17 protein-coding genes are annotated in these 17094 nt (G+C 72.7%); 8 read left to right on the top strand and 9 right to left on the bottom strand.

Features of this window, described 5'->3' with window-relative positions; translation table 11 throughout:
• Positions 1 to 56: 56 nt before the first annotated feature.
• Both AB0J36_RS08135 and AB0J36_RS08140 read right to left on the bottom strand, forming a co-directional pair.
• The gene (locus AB0J36_RS08135) at positions 57 to 1496 is read right to left on the bottom strand and encodes an ATP-binding protein (RefSeq protein ID WP_357118065.1); all 1440 of its coding nucleotides are present in this window, start codon (positions 1494 to 1496) and stop codon (positions 57 to 59) included.
• A complete protein-coding gene (locus AB0J36_RS08140) occupies positions 1493 to 3151 on the bottom strand; it encodes an FAD-dependent oxidoreductase (protein WP_363660313.1) in 1659 nt (552 codons plus the stop codon). Before AB0J36_RS08140 ends, AB0J36_RS08135 begins: the two co-directional genes overlap by 4 nt.
• Positions 3152 to 3297: 146 nt before the next feature.
• Between AB0J36_RS08140 and AB0J36_RS08145 the strand changes: the two genes are divergently transcribed.
• Together AB0J36_RS08145 and smpB are read left to right on the top strand one after the other, a co-directional pair.
• The gene (locus AB0J36_RS08145; protein ID WP_357169757.1) at positions 3298 to 5550 is read left to right on the top strand and encodes a hypothetical protein; all 2253 of its coding nucleotides are present in this window, start codon (positions 3298 to 3300) and stop codon (positions 5548 to 5550) included.
• Between the two features lie 24 nt (positions 5551 to 5574).
• Positions 5575 to 6069: an SsrA-binding protein SmpB gene (gene smpB / locus AB0J36_RS08150; RefSeq protein ID WP_357118056.1), complete on the top strand. Its 495-nt coding sequence runs from the start codon at positions 5575 to 5577 to the stop codon at positions 6067 to 6069.
• A gap of 1 nt (position 6070) precedes the next feature.
• Here smpB and AB0J36_RS08155 read toward each other — a convergent pair whose 3' ends face one another.
• Entirely contained in the window at positions 6071 to 6937 is an 867-nt protein-coding gene (locus AB0J36_RS08155) for an aldo/keto reductase family oxidoreductase (protein WP_357118053.1), read from the bottom strand.
• Between the two features lie 142 nt (positions 6938 to 7079).
• On the opposite strand from AB0J36_RS08155, the gene AB0J36_RS08160 reads away from it, so the two are divergent.
• The 5 genes from AB0J36_RS08160 to AB0J36_RS08180 all read left to right on the top strand — a co-directional run bounded on the left by AB0J36_RS08160 (position 7080) and on the right by AB0J36_RS08180 (position 10833).
• A complete protein-coding gene (locus AB0J36_RS08160) occupies positions 7080 to 7523 on the top strand; it encodes a helix-turn-helix domain-containing protein (RefSeq protein WP_357118050.1) in 444 nt (147 codons plus the stop codon).
• Positions 7524 to 7620: 97 nt separating this feature from the next.
• On the top strand, positions 7621 to 8046 hold the full coding sequence (locus tag AB0J36_RS08165) for a TOBE domain-containing protein (RefSeq protein ID WP_363660314.1): 426 nt from the start codon (positions 7621 to 7623) through the stop codon (positions 8044 to 8046).
• Entirely contained in the window at positions 8043 to 8837 is a 795-nt protein-coding gene (gene modA / locus AB0J36_RS08170; RefSeq protein WP_363660315.1) for a molybdate ABC transporter substrate-binding protein, read from the top strand. Before AB0J36_RS08165 ends, modA begins: the two co-directional genes overlap by 4 nt.
• Positions 8834 to 9649 carry an ABC transporter permease gene (locus AB0J36_RS08175; RefSeq protein WP_357169754.1) on the top strand — a complete coding sequence of 272 codons (816 nt, stop codon included), beginning with the start codon at positions 8834 to 8836 and terminating at the stop codon, positions 9647 to 9649. Before modA ends, AB0J36_RS08175 begins: the two co-directional genes overlap by 4 nt.
• A gap of 116 nt (positions 9650 to 9765) precedes the next feature.
• A complete protein-coding gene (locus AB0J36_RS08180; protein ID WP_357119402.1) occupies positions 9766 to 10833 on the top strand; it encodes an ABC transporter ATP-binding protein in 1068 nt (355 codons plus the stop codon).
• Positions 10834 to 11066: 233 nt separating this feature from the next.
• On the opposite strand, the gene AB0J36_RS08185 is transcribed toward AB0J36_RS08180, so the two are convergent.
• The 4 genes from AB0J36_RS08185 to AB0J36_RS08200 are packed head-to-tail and all read right to left on the bottom strand — an operon-like array spanning position 11067 to position 14000.
• Positions 11067 to 11480 (bottom strand): type II toxin-antitoxin system prevent-host-death family antitoxin, encoded by a 414-nt coding sequence (locus tag AB0J36_RS08185; protein WP_357169751.1) that lies wholly within the window; start codon positions 11478 to 11480, stop codon positions 11067 to 11069.
• A gap of 42 nt (positions 11481 to 11522) precedes the next feature.
• Positions 11523 to 12092, bottom strand: coding sequence for a GNAT family protein (locus AB0J36_RS08190; protein WP_363660316.1), 570 nt, complete (start codon positions 12090 to 12092; stop codon positions 11523 to 11525).
• 57 nt (positions 12093 to 12149) lie between these two features.
• Complete coding sequence (locus tag AB0J36_RS08195; RefSeq protein ID WP_357169745.1) at positions 12150 to 12590, bottom strand: hypothetical protein; 441 nt, start codon at positions 12588 to 12590, stop codon at positions 12150 to 12152.
• 33 nt (positions 12591 to 12623) lie between these two features.
• Positions 12624 to 14000: a hypothetical protein gene (locus AB0J36_RS08200; RefSeq protein WP_363660317.1), complete on the bottom strand. Its 1377-nt coding sequence runs from the start codon at positions 13998 to 14000 to the stop codon at positions 12624 to 12626.
• On the opposite strand from AB0J36_RS08200, the gene AB0J36_RS08205 reads away from it, so the two are divergent.
• The gene (locus AB0J36_RS08205; RefSeq protein WP_363660318.1) at positions 13999 to 15558 is read left to right on the top strand and encodes an NAD(P)/FAD-dependent oxidoreductase; all 1560 of its coding nucleotides are present in this window, start codon (positions 13999 to 14001) and stop codon (positions 15556 to 15558) included. The two genes, AB0J36_RS08200 and AB0J36_RS08205, sit on opposite strands and share 2 nt — an antisense overlap.
• A gap of 31 nt (positions 15559 to 15589) precedes the next feature.
• Here the strand turns inward: AB0J36_RS08205 and AB0J36_RS08210 are convergent, their stop codons facing one another.
• Both AB0J36_RS08210 and AB0J36_RS08215 read right to left on the bottom strand, forming a co-directional pair.
• The gene (locus AB0J36_RS08210) at positions 15590 to 16015 is read right to left on the bottom strand and encodes a hypothetical protein (protein ID WP_363660319.1); all 426 of its coding nucleotides are present in this window, start codon (positions 16013 to 16015) and stop codon (positions 15590 to 15592) included.
• Positions 16016 to 16162: 147 nt separating this feature from the next.
• Entirely contained in the window at positions 16163 to 17083 is a 921-nt protein-coding gene (locus AB0J36_RS08215) for an RNA polymerase subunit sigma-70 (protein ID WP_357118019.1), read from the bottom strand.
• Between the last annotated feature and the right edge of the window lie 11 nt (positions 17084 to 17094).

Here is a 17094-nt window from a genome sequence, read left to right on the forward strand (position 1 = left end):
GACGCCGCCCGAGACTACTGCCCGCAACCGCTCGATGTCTCTAGGTAGTCGGCGTGTCAGGGCAACGCGGCCACGTCCTCGGTGATCGGCAGCAGGACCCGGAAGGTGGTGTGCCCCGGCTCTGTCTCCACCCGGATGTCGCCGTGGTGCTTGTTGACCACGATCCGGTACGAGATGTCCAGTCCCAGTCCGGTGCCCGCCCCGACCGGCTTCGTGGTGAAGAACGGCTCGAAGATGCGCGGGCGCACCTCCGGCGGGATACCGGGACCGGTGTCGGTGATCTCCACCGCCAACAGGTCGCCGACCCGTCCGGTGCGGACGGTCAGCACGCCCTTCTCCCCCATCGCGCCCAGCGCGTTGTCGACGAGGTTGGTCCACACCTGGTTCAGCTCCGCCGCGTACGCCGGGATCGGCGGCAGGCTCCGGTCGTACTCGCGGACGAGTTTGACCTCGGCCGGGATCTTGCCCTTGAACATGACGAGCGTCGCGTCCAGCAGGTCGTGCACGTCCACGACCCGGTGCGGCGCGCGATCGAGCTGGGAGTACTGCTTGGCCGCGCCCACCAGACCCGAGATCCGGGTCACCGCGTCGCCGATCTCGCGCATCAACAGTTCGGTGTCGACCGTGTACGACAGCCACCGCACCGCGGCCTCCAGGTCCGCCGGCCCGACGGCCGCCTTCACCTGGGCGAGCCACGCCGCGTCCAGGCCCCCGGCGACCAGGATCGGCGCCAGGTCCCACGCGCCACCCACACCGTGGTCCTCCAGCCAGTCGGTGAGGATGTCCTCGGCGTCGGCGGTGGCGACCGGGGTCAGCTTCGGCGCGGTCGCCACCCGGGCCACCGCCTCCTCCTGCAACGCGACCAGCCCGTGCAGCGCCCGCCCGTCGAGCCGCCCGTCGGCGATCATCGCGAGCTTGTGCCGCATCCCCGCGACCCGGTCCCGCAACACCGACGTGGCCCGCACCGCCGCGGCGGCCGGATTGTTCAGCTCGTGGGTCAGCCCCGCCGAGAGCGAGCCGAGCGCCAGCAGCCGCTCCCGCTCGCCCACGATGGTCTGGCTGTCCCGCATGCCGAAGAACAGCCCTTCCAACAGGTGCATCGGCATCGGGAACCAGGACCGCAGGGCGTGCGCGAAGTCCTCCGCCGGCAGCACGAAGAAGTCGGCGTCGACGAGCGCGCGCAGGCTGTTGCGGTACGTCTGCTCGACCTGGTCGCCCAGGTAGGCCTGGGTGGCCCCGCCGTACACGCCGCGCTGGTCGGTGCGGCTGACCTCGACGTCGTCGCCACGGACCTGCCGGCTCAGCGCCACCGCACCGCGCAGCAGCACGAAGAAGCAGGTGGCGGCCTCGCCCTCGCCGTACACGAGGGTGCCGCCGGCGCGCTGCTCCACGCGGCCGTGCTCGCTCAGCCAGTCGAGCTGCGCGTCGTCGAGGGCCTCGAACAGGAACAGCTCACGTAGCTGTGCCGGGGTCAGCCGATCGGACTGGCTGGTCATTGGGCCTCCAGGTAGCGGTGCACGAGCGACACGGCCATCGCGCCCTCGCCGACTGCCGAGGCGACCCGCTTGACCGACTCGGCGCGGACGTCACCGGCGGCGAAGACCCCCGGCAGGCTGGTCTCCAGGTGGTACGGGTCGCGGGACAACGACCAGCCGGCCGGGCGTCGCCCACCGGCCAGCAGATCCGGGCCGGTGACGATGAAGCCCCGACCGTCCCGCACGAGCACGCCGTCCAGCCAGTCGGTGCGGGGTTCGGCGCCGATGAAGATGAACAACCAGGAGGTGTCGACCGTGCGACTCTCCCCGGTGCGGGTGTCGCAGAGGGTGAGCCGTTCCAGGTGGTCGTCGCCGGCCGCGCCGACCACGGCGGTGTGCGGGTGCACGGTGATCCGGTCGATGCGCGCCAACTGGTCGATGAGGTAGCTCGACATCGACGCCGTCAGGTCCGCGCCGCGGATCAGCAGGTGGACGCGCGCGGCGTACCGGGAGAAGTGCACCGCCGCCTGGCCGGCCGAGTTGGCCCCGCCCACGATGTAGACGTCCTGGTCGACGCAGCTCGGCGCCTCGGTGGCGGCCGCGCCGTAGAACACCCCCCGACCGGTGAAGTCGGCCAGCCCGGGAGCGTCGAGCACCCGGTACGACACGCCGGTCGCCAACACCACCGTGTGCGCGGCGATCTCGCTGCCGTCGCCGAAGCGCAGCAGCCGCGCGCCGCCGGCCTCGCTCAGGCCGACCACCTCGCGGGCGCTGAGCAGCTCCGCGCCGAACTTCACCGCCTGCCGGCGGGCCCGGTCGGTCAACTGCGCGCCGGAGACGCCGTCCGGGAAGCCCAGGTAGTTCTCGATCCGGCTGCTCTGCCCGGCCTGCCCGCCGGTCGCCCGCCGCTCGACGAGCACGGTCCGCAGCCCCTCGGACGCGCCGTACACGGCCGAGCCCAGGCCCGCCGGGCCGCCGCCGATCACCACGAGGTCGTAGAAGTCGGACCCGGGCACCACGGTCAGCCCGGCCAACGCGGCCAGCTCGGCCTCGCTGGGGGCCACCAGCGCCTTGCCCTCGGCGGTCACCACCAGGGGTACGTCCGCCTCGGTGGCCCCGGCCGCGTCGAGCAGCCGGGCGCCCTCCGGGTCGTCCGAGAGCAACCAGCGGTACGGCACGAGGTTGCGGGCCAGGAAGTCACGGATCTTGAACGACGGCGCCGACCAGCGGTGCCCGACCACGCGGATCTCGGCGCTCGTGGCGTCCGGGGTCACCGACCAGGCCTCCAGGAGCCCGTCGACGACCGGGTACAGCTTCTCCTCCGGCGGGTGCCACGGCTTGAGCAGGTAGTGATCCAGGTCCACCACGTTGATCGCCTCGATCGCGGCGTCGGTGTCCGCGTACGCGGTGAGCAGCACCCGGCGGGCCGCCGGGAAGATGTCCATGGCGGCCTCGATGAACTCGACGCCGGTCATCTCCGGCATCCGGTGGTCGGCCAGCAGCAGCGCCACCTGCTCGCCGCGTAACTTGACCTCCCGCAGCGCGTCCAACGCCTCCGGTCCGGAGGCGGCGCGCAGCACCCGGTAGCGGTCGCCGTAGCGGCGCCGGATGTCCCGGGCCACCGCCCGGGACACCGCGGGATCGTCGTCGACGGTCAGGATCACCGGGTTTGCCATGGCGCCAATAGAACCACCTCGCCGGGCCGCTCCGCACCACCGGTGGGCAGCGCCGCGAGGCGTGATCCGGCGCGGGGCGGGTAAGCGGCACCGCCGCGGGCGGCCGGCGCCGCGTCCCGCCGGCTGTCACACACCTCGGGGGGCCCATGGCGGACGCGTCGCCGACCGGACCGGAGACGGGTCGGATCGTGGAGCTGCGGGTGCACGGCGTCTCGGGGGCGGGCGCTGACCGGGTGCTCAACCGGCCGTTCGTGCACCAGGTGGCCGGCGACCGCAGCGGCGGGTTCTACCGCCCCCGTCCGGGCTACCCGGACTCGACCGGCACGGACGGGGTGACGCTGGAGGCGTACCGCTGGAACGACCTGCCCTCCGGCACGGCCGTACGGACGCTGTCGCTGGTGTTCCTGTTGCCGTTCATGCTCTGCAACGTGGCGCTCTGGATGCGCCCCGCCAACGATTCGGCGAAGCACGCCCTCGTCGCGTTGGGTCGGGTGCTCGCACTCACCCTCACGATGCTCTACGTGCTCACCATCGTCGGGGTGGCGGTGGACCTCGTCGCCTGGCGGTGCATGGGCACGCCGAGCTGCCTGGACGGACGCAACTGGCTGTCCTGGCTCGGCGGGCGTTCGCCCGGCGTACGCCTGGGCGTGCTGGCCCTGGTGCCGGTCGCCGCCATCGGGATCGTGTGGCGGCTGTCCGCTCGGCCGAGCCACTCGTTCGACGCCTTCCGCACCGGGGCGGTCCAGGAGACGTCCGTGTCGCAGTTGAGCGCGGTCGGCCAGTGGGACGGCACGCCGGTGGTGGGACGGCTGCGCTCCGTGCACGTCGCGGCCGCGTTCGCCACGCTGGACGGCAGCCTGCTGGCCGCCTGGGACAGCGAGAACTCCTCGTGGGTGCGGGTGGCGCTGGCGGTGGCTACGGGCGTCGTGCTGCTCGCCTGCCTGGTCCTGCTGACCCAGGTGAGCGGCATGGACCGAACCAGCTTCGTGCCCGGGCTGGAGAGCGTCACGCGCGGGCTCCGTACGATCGCCTGCGGCCTGACGATCCTGGTGATCGCGTACACCCTGGCCAGTGGCGAGCCCTGGCCGCACAGCGAGATGCTGCCCGGGTACAGCGCCACCGTGGCCTGGTTGTTCGTCAGCCAGACCTTCCTGCTGGTCATCCTCGCGGCGACGGCGCTCTGGGCGCGCGGCGGCGGACGGCGTGCCGACGGACAACGGCTCCCGCGGCTGCGCGCGCTGGGCGCGCCGGTCTTCGTCACGGTCGCCGCCGGACTCGCGGTCGCGTTCTCCGCCGAGTTGGTCTACCGCGTGGCGGACGTGTTGGACCGCGACGGGCGGCACGTCAGCCGGTTCGCGTTCGGCCCGCCGCTGGCGTACAAATGGGCGATCTTCGGGTTTTTCCTGGCGGTGGCCGCGGCGGTGCTGGTGGGCGTGCTGGTCACCGTCGCGACCCGTGCCAGCCGGTGGCGGGCCGCGCGGGCGATCGTGGCCGCCGACTACCCGGACGCGCCGCCGGAGGCGGCGACGCGGCTGCGACGGGTCGAGCAGGCGGTCGCCCGGGCCCGGTTCACCGAACGCGTGGAACCCCTCGCCGTGGTCTACGCCGCATTCGCCGCGATTGGGCTGGCCACCAGCCTGCTCGGCCTGTTGCAGCTCTATCCCGGCGACCTGTTCCAGGCGTACCTCGGTGTGCCCGACAGCTTCGTCAACTTTTTCATCGGGGCGGGCAACTACGCGATCGCCGCGATCCTGATCGGGCTCGTGATCGGTGGGTTCTTCGCCTACCGGACGGCCGGGTTCCGCCGGTACGTGGGCGTCCTGTGGGACCTGGGCACCTTCTGGCCCCGGGGAGCGCATCCCTTCGCGCCACCCTGTTACGCGGAGCGGGCGGTGCCCGAGTTGGCCAAGCGGATCACCTACCTCGTGGACCAGGGCGAGGGCGTCCTGCTGGCGGGGCACAGTCACGGATCGGTGCTGCTCACGGCCACGCTGCTGCAACTGCCACGGCGGGTCACCGACCGGGTCGCCCTGCTGACCTACGGGTCACCGCTGAGTCGGCTGTACTCGCGGCTGTTCCCCGCCTACGTCAACCCGGGGTCGCTCCGGGACATCGGCGAGCGCATCGGCTGGCGCTGGGTCAACCTGTGGCGCGACACCGACCCGATCGGTGGGTGGATCTTCGCCCCGCACCGGTGCGGGGACACCGGGCCGTCGACCGGGCCGGAGGCGACGGTGGACCGCCGGTTGACCGACCCGCAGGGGCTCGTGCCCCCGCCCAGCGACAGCGTGCCGCCACCCATCCTCGCTCACCTGCCGTGCGAGTCGCAGGAGGAGTTCGGGCAGGCGGTACGGGACCTGACCGCGCGGCTGCGTGCCGAGCGCCGGACGGGAGACTGAGGCGGCGCCGGATATCGTCGCCGGGTGAGCCCGTCCCGCAAGCCCGAACGCCGACTCATCGCCTCGAACAAGAAGGCGCGACACGAGTACACCGTGCTGCGCACGTACGAGGCGGGCATCGTGCTGGTCGGCACCGAGGTGAAGTCGCTGCGCGAGGGGCGGGCATCGCTCGTGGACGCGTTCGCGCACGAGCGCGACGGCGAGATCATGCTGTACGGGCTGCACATCGCCGAGTACCGCTACGGCACCTGGACCAACCACGCGCCCCGCCGTAACCGCAAGCTGCTGCTGCACCGCTCCGAGATCGGCAAGATCCTGGAAAAGGTCCGCGAGGGCGGGGTGACGCTGGTGCCGCTGTCGATGTACTTCGACAACGGGTGGGCCAAGGTCGAACTGGCCCTGGCCAAGGGCAAGCGCACGTACGACAAGCGGCAGTCCCTCGCCGAGCGCGACGCCAACCGCGAGATCGCCCGGGAGCTGGGCAGACACCTCAAGGGCCATCCCCGCCCCAACTCCTGAGTCAGCGTCCGATCGTGTCCAGCTCGACGAGGTCGTCGTCGGACAGGACGAGGGCCGCGCCCGTGATGTTCTCGCGCAGGTGTGCCACGGACGACGTGCCGGGGATCAGCAGGATGTTCGGCGACCGCCGCAGCAGCCAGGCGAGGGCGACGGACATCGGTGTCGCCTTCAGCCGCGTGGCGACGGCCGAGAGGACGGCGGACTGCAACGGGCTGAAGCCGCCCAACGGAAAGAACGGCACGTAGGCGACGCCCTGGTCGGCGAGCGCGTCGATCATCTTGTCGTCCTGGCGGTGCGCGAGGTTGTACATGTTCTGCACGCACACGATCGGCGCGATCGACTGCGCCTCGGCGACCTGCTCCGGCGTCGCGTTGCTCACCCCGAGGTGCCGGATCAGGCCCTGCCGCTGAAGGTCCACGAGCGCGTCGAGCGCCTCCGCCACCGGCCCGGGTTCGGGGCCCTCGGCGTTGCCGAGCCGCAGGTTCACCAGGTCGAGCAGTTCGAGGCCGAGCGTCTGGAGGTTCTCGTGGACAGCCCGGCGCAGGCTCTGCGGGTCGCGGGCAGTGGGCCATCCGCCCTGTTCGTCGCGGATCGCGCCGACCTTGGTCACGATGTGCAGCGACTCGGGGTACGGGTGCAGCGCCTCCCGGATCAGCTCGTTGGTGACGTGCGGCCCGTACGCCTCGGCGGTGTCGATGTGGGTGACGCCCAGTTCGACGGCCTCGCGAAGCACGGCGAGCGCGCCGTCCCGGTCGGCCGGCGGTCCCATGACCCAGGGGCCGGCGAGCTGCATCGCGCCGTAGCCGAACCGGGTGACGTCCAGGTCGCCCAGCCGGAAGGTGCCGCCGGGGAGAGAGTGGGAAGCCATCTTCGCTACCTCTGACTTTCGCATCGCACCGCGCGGGGCGCCGGTGCCGCACTGTTACCGGAACCAACTATCAGGGGGTAACTTCCTGATGGAAAGTAGGCACCTCGAAGTGCGTAACTCACCCTCAGGAAGGAGCAGGGCGATGGCGACGGCGACAGCGGCCCAGAAGAGGGCGCAGGCCAAGTCGGAGTACGACGCGTTCCTGGCGCAGTGCCCGAGCCGCAAGCTGCTCGACCGGATCGCGGACAAGTGGGTCACGTTGGTGCTGGCCGCGCTCCGCGGCGCAGGCTCGCCGCAGTCCGGTGCCGACTGTGCCGGCGAACCCCGGCCGATGCGCTACTCGGAACTGTCGCGCCAGCTCGCCGGTGTCAGCCAGAAGATGCTCACGCAGACACTGCGCTCGCTGGAGCGGGACGGTCTGATCACGCGCACCGTGGAGCCGACCGTGCCCGTCACGGTCACCTACGAGCTCACCGACCTGGGCCTCTCCCTGCACGAGGTGGTGCGGGGCCTGAAGGCCTGGGCCGAGACCCACATGGACGACGTGTTCGCCAACCGCGCGACGTACGACACCCGGGCCAGCTGAGCCCTATCGCAACTGCGATCGAAAACCGCGCACGCGTACGCAGAATCGGCCCTGTTTGGCTCTTCTTCCTCGCAGATGCGGCGGCTATGGTTTTCCGGTGACGACCTTCCGGATCGGCGCGGCGGCCGACCTGCTCGGCGTCAGCGCCGACACGATCCGCCGATGGGTGGACGCCGGGCGGCTGCCCGCCGGGCGTGACGAGCACGGCCACCGGATCATCGACGGCGTCGACCTCGCGGCGTTCGCCCGGGCGCAGGCCGCCGACCCGGACGCGGGCGCCGAGCTCTCCTCGGCGCGCAACCGGCTGCGCGGCATCGTCGTCGACGTCCGCAAGGACACGGTGATGGCCCAGGTCGACATCCAGGCTGGCCCGTTCCGGGTGGTGTCGCTGATGAGCCGGGAGGCGGTCGACGAGCTCGACCTGCGGGTCGGCTCGGTCGCCGTGGCCGTCATCAAGTCGACCACCGTGGTGGTGGAGCGGGCCGCGCCCACCGCCCCGGCCGGAGCGAGGGGGAACGGATGAGGCCTCGGGCCAGATTCGTGGCGCTGGCGCTGGCGGTGGCCGTGCTGGCGACGGCCGGCTGCGACCGCGCCGGCGACCCGGCGACCGGGGGTGACACCCGGGACGGTCGGGTCAGCGGCACGGTGACCGTGTTCGCCGCCGCCTCGCTGACCGAGTCGTTCACCCGCATCGCGAAGGACTTCGAGGCCGCCAACCCGGGCGTCACCGTCACCCTCAACCTCGCCGGCAGCTCGGCCCTGGCCAACCAGATCACCCAGGGCGCTCCGGCGGACGTCTTCGCCTCGGCCGCGCCGAAGAACATGGCGACCGTGACGCAGGCCGGTGACGCCGACGGCACGCCGTTCGTCTTCGCCCGCAACCAACTGGTGGTCGCGGTGCCCAGCGGCAACCCGAAGGGCGTGACCGGTCTCGCCGACCTGGCCCGTCCGGGCGTGAAGGTCGCGCTCTGCGCCGAGCAGGTGCCCTGCGGCGCGGCGGCGCGTACCGCCCTGACCGCGGCCGGCGTCGCGCTGACGCCGGTCACCCTCGAACAGGACGTCAAGGGTGCGCTGGCCAAGGTCAAGCTCGGCGAGGTCGACGCGGCCCTCGTCTACCGCACGGACGCCCGTGCCGCGAGCGCCGACGTGACGGGTGTCGAGTTCCCCGAGTCCGCTCGGGCGATCAACGACTATCCGATCGTCGCGCTGAAGAACGCGCCCAATCGGGCGGGCGCGCGCGCCTTCGTCGCGTACGTCCGCTCGACGCCGGCACAGGCGGTCCTCGCCGAGGCGGGGTTCCAGGCGGCGTCGTGAGCCTGGTCCGCGAGCCCACCACCTCGCGACGTCGTTCGAGGGTGCCGGCGGCGTTGCTGATCCCGGCCGGGCTGGGCCTGCTCTTCCTGGTCCTGCCGCTGGCCGGGCTGGTGATCCGGGCGCCATGGGCGACGCTGCCGCAGCGGCTCACCGCGCCGGGGGCGCTGACGGCGCTGCGCCTGTCGGTGCAGACCGCGACCCTAGCCACGCTGCTCTGCCTGCTGCTCGGAGTGCCCCTGGCGTGGTTGCTGGCCCGGGTCGACTTCCCCGGCCGCCGGCTGGCCCGCGCCCTGGTCACCGTGCCGCTGGTGCTGCCGCCGGTGGTCGGCGGCGTGGCGCTGCTGCTGGTCTTCGGCCGACGCGGGCTGCTCGGCGGCTGGCTCGACGCCACATTCGGCGTCACCCTGCCGTTCACGACCGCCGGCGTGGTGCTGGCCGAGGCGTTCGTCGCCATGCCGTTCCTCGTCATCGCCGTCGAGGGCGCGCTCCGCGCGGCCGACCACCGCTACGAGGAGGCCGCCGCGACACTGGGGGCCAGCCGGTGGACGACCTTCACGCACGTCACGTTGCCGCTGGTAGCACCCGGGATCGCCGCCGGCGCGGTGCTGTGCTGGGCGCGGGCGCTCGGCGAGTTCGGCGCCACCATCACCTTCGCCGGCAACTATCCCGGGCGTACGCAGACCATGCCGTTGGCCGTCTACCTGGCGCTGGAGACCGACCTGGAGTCGGCCATCGTGCTCAGCCTGGTGCTGCTGATCGTCTCGGTGGGCATCCTGGCCGCGCTGCGCGACCGCTGGATGGCGGCCCCGTGACCACGCCGCCACCCAACCAGAGGCCCGTGACCGCGCCGCCGCCCAACCAGAGGCCCGTGACCGCGCCGCCGCCCAACGAGAGGCCCGTGACCGCGCCGCCGCCCAACGACCAGCCCGTGACCACGCCGCTGTTGGATGCCCGGCTGGTCGTCGACCGGGGCGCCTTCCGGTTGGACGTACCGCTGCGGGTCGCACCGGGTGAGGTCGTCGCGCTGCTCGGGCCCAACGGGGCCGGCAAGACCACCGCGCTGCGCGCCCTGGCCGGGCTGCACCCGCTCACCGCCGGGCACGTCACCCTCGACGGTGTCGACCTGGACCGGCCGGCGAGCCGGGGCTGGGTGCCCACCGAGCGCCGGCCGATCGGCGTGGTCTTCCAGGACTACCTGCTGTTTCCGCACCTCGACGCGTTGGACAACGTGGCGTTCGGGCCGCGCCGGCACGGCATTGACCGGCGGGCGGCACGGGCCACCGCGCGGAGCTGGCTCGACCGGGTGGGCCTCGCCGACCAGGCGCACCGCAAGCCCCGCCAGCTCTCCGGCGGGCAGGCGCAGCGGGTGGCGCTGGCCCGCGCGCTGGCCGTCGGACCGTCGCTGCTGCTGCTCGACGAGCCGCTGGCCGCCCTGGACGCCCGTACGCGCCTGGAGACCCGCGCGCAACTGCACCGCCACCTGGCCGCGCACCCGGGTGCGACGGTGCTGGTCACCCACGATCCGCTGGACGCGTTGGCGCTGGCCGACCGCCTGGTCATCGTCGAGGGCGGGCGCGTCGTCCAGGAGGGCGACGGCCCGAGCGTCACGGCCCGCCCGCGCACCGACTACGTGGCACGGCTGGTCGGGCTGAATCTCTACCGGGGTCGGGCCGAGGGCCACGGCGTACGTGTCGCGCCGGAGTTGACCCTGAGCGTGGCCGACCGGCTCGACGGCGACGCGTTCGTGGCGTTCCGCCCGGCGGCGGTGGCCCTGCACCCGTCGCGACCTGACGGCAGCCCCCGCAACACGTGGGCGGGCACGGTGAGCGGCGTCCAGCGCCACGGCGACAACGTGCGGGTGCAGGTGGACGGACCGGTCGGCGTGGCCGCCGACGTCACGCCGGCCGCGGCGGCCCAGCTCCGGCTGATCCCGGGCCAACGGATCTGGGTGGCGGTCAAGGCGACCGAGACCCACGCCTACCCGGCGACGAGCTGACCCCGCCGCACGACGAACGGACCGTGCCCGCTCTGCCGGCCTCGGTGCGCAGGGCGAGGCCGGACCGTGTGCGTCCACCGCCGCACGGCGCCCAGGCCCGACGCCGGACCGGGCGCGAGCCGCCGCCGGACCGGGCGTGAGCCGCCGCCGGACCGGGCGCGAGCCGCCGCCGCACGGTGCGCAGGGCCAGGCCGGACCGGGCGCGAGTCGCCACCGGCCCCGGTAAGCGGAGGTCAGTCGGCCAGCAGGTCGGCGTGCGCGGCGCGCAGCCGGGCCAGCGTCGGGTCGCTGCCCGGGACGACCCGGCGGTCCAGCTCGGCCCACACCTCCGCCAGCGCCGCGCGGACCGCGCCCAGCTCGGCGGCGTGCCGTTGGCTGCTGCGACGGTGCTGCTCGTCGAGGCGGCGGGCCCACCCGGCGGTGACCGCGGCGAGCCGGTCGGCGTCGGCGCGGGCCTGGGCGGCGCTGCGGGCCGCGGCGGCGGGAACGATCGCGGCGACCGGGCGGGGATCGCCGTCGCGGGTGACGACGGTGACCGCGTCGGTCAGCTCGGCCAACGCGACGAGCTGGCTGAACCGGGTGCGCGCCTCGCGCAGCGGCACGGAGCGCGGCGGGTCGGGATGCGGGGTGAGCGCGGGGATGGCCATGAATGCATGCTGCCGCCCGGGTACGACAGAAATCCGTCGTCGTCAGTGGACGGTGGGTGGTGGCACGGACGCGGCCCGCCACTCGTCGGCCAGCACCGACCAGATCTCCAGGTCGATGCGACCGTCCATGCCCGGGTAGACCTGACGCAGGGTGCCGTCGTGGCGCAGGCCCAGCCGGCGGGCCAGGGCGATGCTGCGGACGTTTGCGGCGTTCGTCCGCCACTCGACGCGGTGGATGCCGCGCTCCCGCACCGCCCAGTCGACGACCCGCCGAATCGCGGGGGCGACGAAGCCCTGGCCCTGCGCCGCCGGCTCCACCCAGCAGCCGACCTCGCACAGGCCCACCGTGACGTCGAACGACACGAACATCACCCCGCCGACCAGCGTGCCGCGCCACCACAGGCCCCAGATGCCGCCGGCGTCGGCCGCCCAGCGGTCGGCGTAGCGCTGCAACACGGCACGGGCCGACGGCAGGTCGGTGGCGACGAAGGACGGCGCCACCCAGGGACTTATGTGATCCCGCGCCCGGTCGAGATGGGCGAGGAACTCCTCGGCCCGCCAGGGGTCCAACGCGCGCAGCTCGACATCCTCGTTCAGCGCCAGGGCGAACACCGGGCCTCCCCCGAAGTTGGCGACGACGGGTACCAGGCTCGCACAGGGTCGCCGGTGCTAGACCGGCAGGTGCGTCCGCAGGGCGGCGAACTGGGCCACCGTCAGGTACGAGGGGTTGGCCGCCTGCGGCTGTCGGAGCACCTCCAGAGCGGCGAGCCGGTCGTCGGCGCGCAACACGCCTCGGGGCACCCGGTCCGGCTCGGCGAGGATGGGCAGCTCCACGGGCACCGACCAGGGTCGCCCCGGTGGCCCCGGCTCGGCCGGCCCGGTGACCCGGCCGACGCCCCACACCCCGTACGGCAGGCGGGCGCGGCTGCCACTGGCCCAGAACACCACGGGCTGCCCGGTCCGCATCAGCCGGGCGCGGTAGCCGGGGCGTACGCACCAGCTCGTCACCAGGGGTTCGCGGGCGAAGCGGGTGGCGAGGTCGACGGTGTCCGCGTTGCCCTTGATCAGCCAGGCGCCCAGGTCGTCGAGGCGTACCCGTGGCTCGGTCATCGCCTCATCCTGCCCCGACCGACGTCCGTCCAATCAGATGATCATGTGGGTCCAGTAGGTGAGCCAGAGCACGAACAGCGCGCCCTGCACGAGGGCGAGCGCCGCCGTCAGCCACCCGTCGACGCTCGCCCGGCGGGCCCAGCGGGCCAGCACGAGGGCCACCGGGAACGCGGCGAGCAGGTAGCGCAGCAGGCTCTTGTAGACGGCGGGGCCCAGCGACAGCGGCACCACCACCATCAGCACGCCGTAGACCAGGTAGGGCAGCTCCCGACGGCGGAACCCGGCGGCCAGGACGGCCAACACGACCAGGGCGAACAGGACCCGGGCGGCGTCGCGCGGCTCGCCGGTGAGCCCGCCCAGGACCACCGGAAGCGGGTTCTGCGTCTCGATCCCCCAGCCGGCCTTCTGGGCGTGCTGGTAGGCGAACCAGTCCCCGCCCCGCCATTTGCAGAACGCCATGAAGGTGAACCATCCGGCGGGCAGCAGCAGTAACGGCCAGCCGGTCCGCAGGTATCCGAGCAGGGCACGCGGACCGAGCCGCCAGTCGTGCTGGCGCAGCAGCACGAGCGCCAACGGCAGGACGACGAGCAGTCCGAGAGACCGGCTCATCGCCAGGAAGTAGCCGACCACGCCGACCACCAGCCACCGGCGACGCTCGGCGTAGTAGAAGGCGGCCAGCGCGAGGCAGACGAACAGCGACTCGGTCAGCGCGGCCTGGAACAGGAACGCCGTCGGCAGGAGCACCAGGTAGCGGGTGAATCGACGAGCCGCGTCGGCGTCGGCGAACAGCAGCTCGGCCAGCCGGTAGCCGTACCCGAGGACGCCCAGGAACGCGACATTGCTGATCAACAGCAGGGCCAGCGCGTTGTCGCCGCCCAGCAGCGCGCCGACCGGCCGGGCGAGGAAGGGGTAGAGCAGTGGAAAGCCGAAGTCCCCCCACGGTCGCCCGGTCAGCGGCAGCTCGCTCAGCCGCAGGTAGAGCAGCGCGTCCCAGGCGAACCAGAAGGAGATCCACCGGTGCCCGGAGATCTCCCGCTGCTGCGCCCACATCAGCGCCTCGTCCGGCGGTGGCGCCCCGGGGATGCCGTCCCAGGCGTGCAGGACCAGGAGGCCGAGCAGGGTCAGCAGCAGCTTCGCGCCGAGAAAGAGCCCGATCAGGTACGGCCAGGGAGGCGGCACCCGGCGGACCAGTCGCGCGCCCGTCCGGACCAGCGCCGTCGCGCGCCGCCGGCCGCCCCGCCACCGGTGCATCCGCCCCGCTCCCCCGGTCCGCCGAACCGCCTGCCGCCCTCCCCGTTGTACGCCCCGGCGGACCTCGCCGGAGGAGAAACCCACCAGGACCAGAGGTGACATCCCGGTCATAACGGGTACGCGGGCCGCCTCGACCAGCAACAGGGAGTTCGGCGGCATGAGCGAGCAACACGGCACGGTGGTCATCGGCGCGGGGCCGGCGGGGCTCACGGCGGCGTACGAGTTGCTCCGGCACGGGCGGCCGGTCCAGGTCTTCGAGGCCGATGAGGTGGTCGGCGGGATCAGCCGGACCGTGGAACGCGACGGGTGGCGCTTCGACATCGGCGGACACCGGTTCTTCACCAAGGTCCCCCGGGTGGAGGCGTTCTGGCACGAGATCCTGCCCGACGAGGACTTCCTGACCCGGCCCCGGATGAGTCGGATCTTCTACCGGGGCGCCCTGTTCAACTACCCGCTGAGCCCGTCGAACGCGCTGCGCAACCTGGGTCTGCCGGAGGCGGTGCGGTGCCTCGCCTCGTACGCCCGGGCGCGGGTTCGCCCACCTCGCGACCAGTCGCACTTCGAGGGCTGGGTGTCGGCCCGGTTCGGCTGGCGGCTGTACTCGATCTTCTTCAAGACGTACACCGAGAAGGTCTGGGGGATGCCCGCGGACCGGCTGCGGGCCGACTGGGCCGCCCAGCGGATCAAGAACCTGTCGCTGGCCACGGCGATCCGCAACGCGGTGCTGCCCGGACGCCGCCGCACCGACGTGACCAGCCTGATCGAGGAGTTCCAGTACCCGAAGTACGGGCCGGGGATGATGTGGGAACGCTGCGCCGACCAGGTACGCCAGCGCGGCGGGGAGGTGTCGACCGGTACCTGGGTGACCGCCGTGCACCGCGACCCGAAGCGACGCCGGGCGATCAGCGTGACGCTCAACGGCGCGGGCGGGCAGCGTACCGAGCCGGCCGACGACGTGATCTCGTCGATGCCGATCTCGGAGTTAGTCGCGGCGCTGCGCCCGCCGGCGCCCCCGCACGTGCTGGCCTGCGCCGCCGACCTGCGCTACCGCGACTTCCTGACCGTCGCCCTGGTGGTGCCGGCCGAGTTCTCGTTCCCCGACAACTGGATCTACGTGCACGATCCCGCGGTGCGGGTGGGCCGGATCCAGAACTTCGGCTCCTGGTCGCCGTACCTCGTCAAGGACGGGCGCACCTGCCTGGGCCTGGAGTACTTCGTCTTCGAGGACGACGAGATGTGGCGTACCGCCGATGCCGACCTGGTGGCCCTCGCGACCGCGGAGCTGCAGCGGTTGGGCCTGGTCCGCCCGGGGGTGGTCGAGGCCGGCTACGTCGTGCGCATGCCGAAGGCCTATCCGGTGTACGACGAGCGCTACCAGCACAACGTGGACGTGATCCGGGCGTGGCTGGCCGAGGCCGTGCCGAACGTGCACCCGGTGGGACGCAACGGCATGCACCGCTACAACAACCAGGACCACTCGATGCTCACCGCGATGTTGACCGTGGAGAACATCGTCACCGGCAGCGCCCACGACATCTGGTCGGTCAACGTGGAGCAGGACTACCACGAACAGTCGACCACCGGCGGCGCGCTCCGGGGCACGGGTCGGGACGCGCCGGTGCTGCCGAGCCGGATCATCACCGCCCCGATCACCGCTCCCGAGGGCGTCCGCGCGGCCGGCGACGGCGGCCGATCCGCGCAGGCGCCGCTGGTCTGACGGACCGGGGCTCGTTACGCGAACGCCGGCGTCAGATCGGGCCGCTGGTGTAGATCTCCGTGCTGCTCTCGTTGCCGATGAACGGGTTGTTGACCGCCCACAGCAGGCCCTCGTCGTACTCCGGCACGTCGAAGTTGCACATGACCCAGCCGGCGTCCGCGCCGCTGCTGTTGATGCACTGCCGGCTCCAGTCCGGTCCCTGGATCGCGCCGGCGGCGGGCGCGCCATTCGCCTTGGTGTCCTTCACCCAGACCCGGTCCCCGTACGCGGCGAAGCACGCCTTGGCGCCGGTCGTCGACACGCACCACACGTCGACACCGTTGGCCGCCGGCGGCGCACCGCTCGGCGTGCCCGTGGCCGCCGACGCCGCCGAGGCGGTGCCGACCAGAACGAGGGCCACTGTCGTCGGCACCATGACCAGGGCACCCGCCAACCGCGTGCTCGGCTTCCCACGCATCCCCGTCAACTCCCCACATCCACCATGATCGTCATTCCGGTGCTGGACGATAGCAGTCGGGCCCTCGTTGAAGCCGATGTGGACGGTGGCACATCATGAGGGCGGCCCACCCGCCGGCCGCGTCCCCAACCTCTCTGGACAGAACACCTAGGGCTCGAGTGTGGCGGGCATGCTGAAGGCGGCGACGTGACGGGCACCGATGAAGGCGTTGCTCTCTACGATCTTCCCGTTCTCGATCCGGAGTACGTCGACGACCAACGCCTCGTAGTGCGGGCTGCCGGGCCGGCGGAGATAGTTGATCAGCGCCGGGCGCCCGTTGGCCGAGGTGGGGAACGTACGCCAGTCGAGCGGTCGGCCGAGGAACTCGGCGGCCGCGTCGATCCCGACGACCGGCGGCTCGGGCGGCATCGTAATCCGTACGTCCTCGGCGAGCAGTGACCGGATCGTCTCCGGGTCCTTCGCGTTGGCGTAGCGGCGCAGGATCTCTTCGTCCTCGCTGGTGAGCTGCGGGCGGCGCCAGTCCTGTGGGTCCGACGGAGCGCGCCCGCGGAGGGTGTGGCGGGCCCGCTGGAGGAGGCTGTTGACGGCCGCCACGGCGGTGTCGAGCGCGGCGGCGATCTCCGGCGGCGTCCAGCCGTGGACGTCGCGCAGTACGAAGGCCGCCCGCTGCCGTGGCGGCAGGTACATGAGCGCGGCTATCAGGGCCAGCTCGACGGTCTCCCGGGCGGCGAGACCGGTCTGCGGATCGTCGGCCAGCAGGGCGTCCGGATAGGGACCGAGCTCGGTGGACCACTCCAGCGGATCCCCGGACGGTACCGTCCGGTGACCGGCCGCCTTGCGGCTGTCGAGGAAGACGTTCGTGGCGATCCGGTAGAACCAGGTGCGCGCCGACGCCCGACCCTCGAAGCGGTCGCGAGCCCGCCAGGCACGCAGGAATGTCTCCTGCACCAGGTCGTCCGCGTCGGTGACGTTCCCGGCGAGGCGGTAGCAGTGCACGTGTAGCTCGCGCCGGTGCTCGTCGAAGGCGCGCTGCAGCCAGACCGCCTGCTCGTCGGTCGAGTCGGACATCTGATTTCCCC

Source organism: Micromonospora sp. NPDC049662 (genome assembly GCF_040675055.1).
Lineage (GTDB): Bacteria > Actinomycetota > Actinomycetes > Mycobacteriales > Micromonosporaceae > Micromonospora.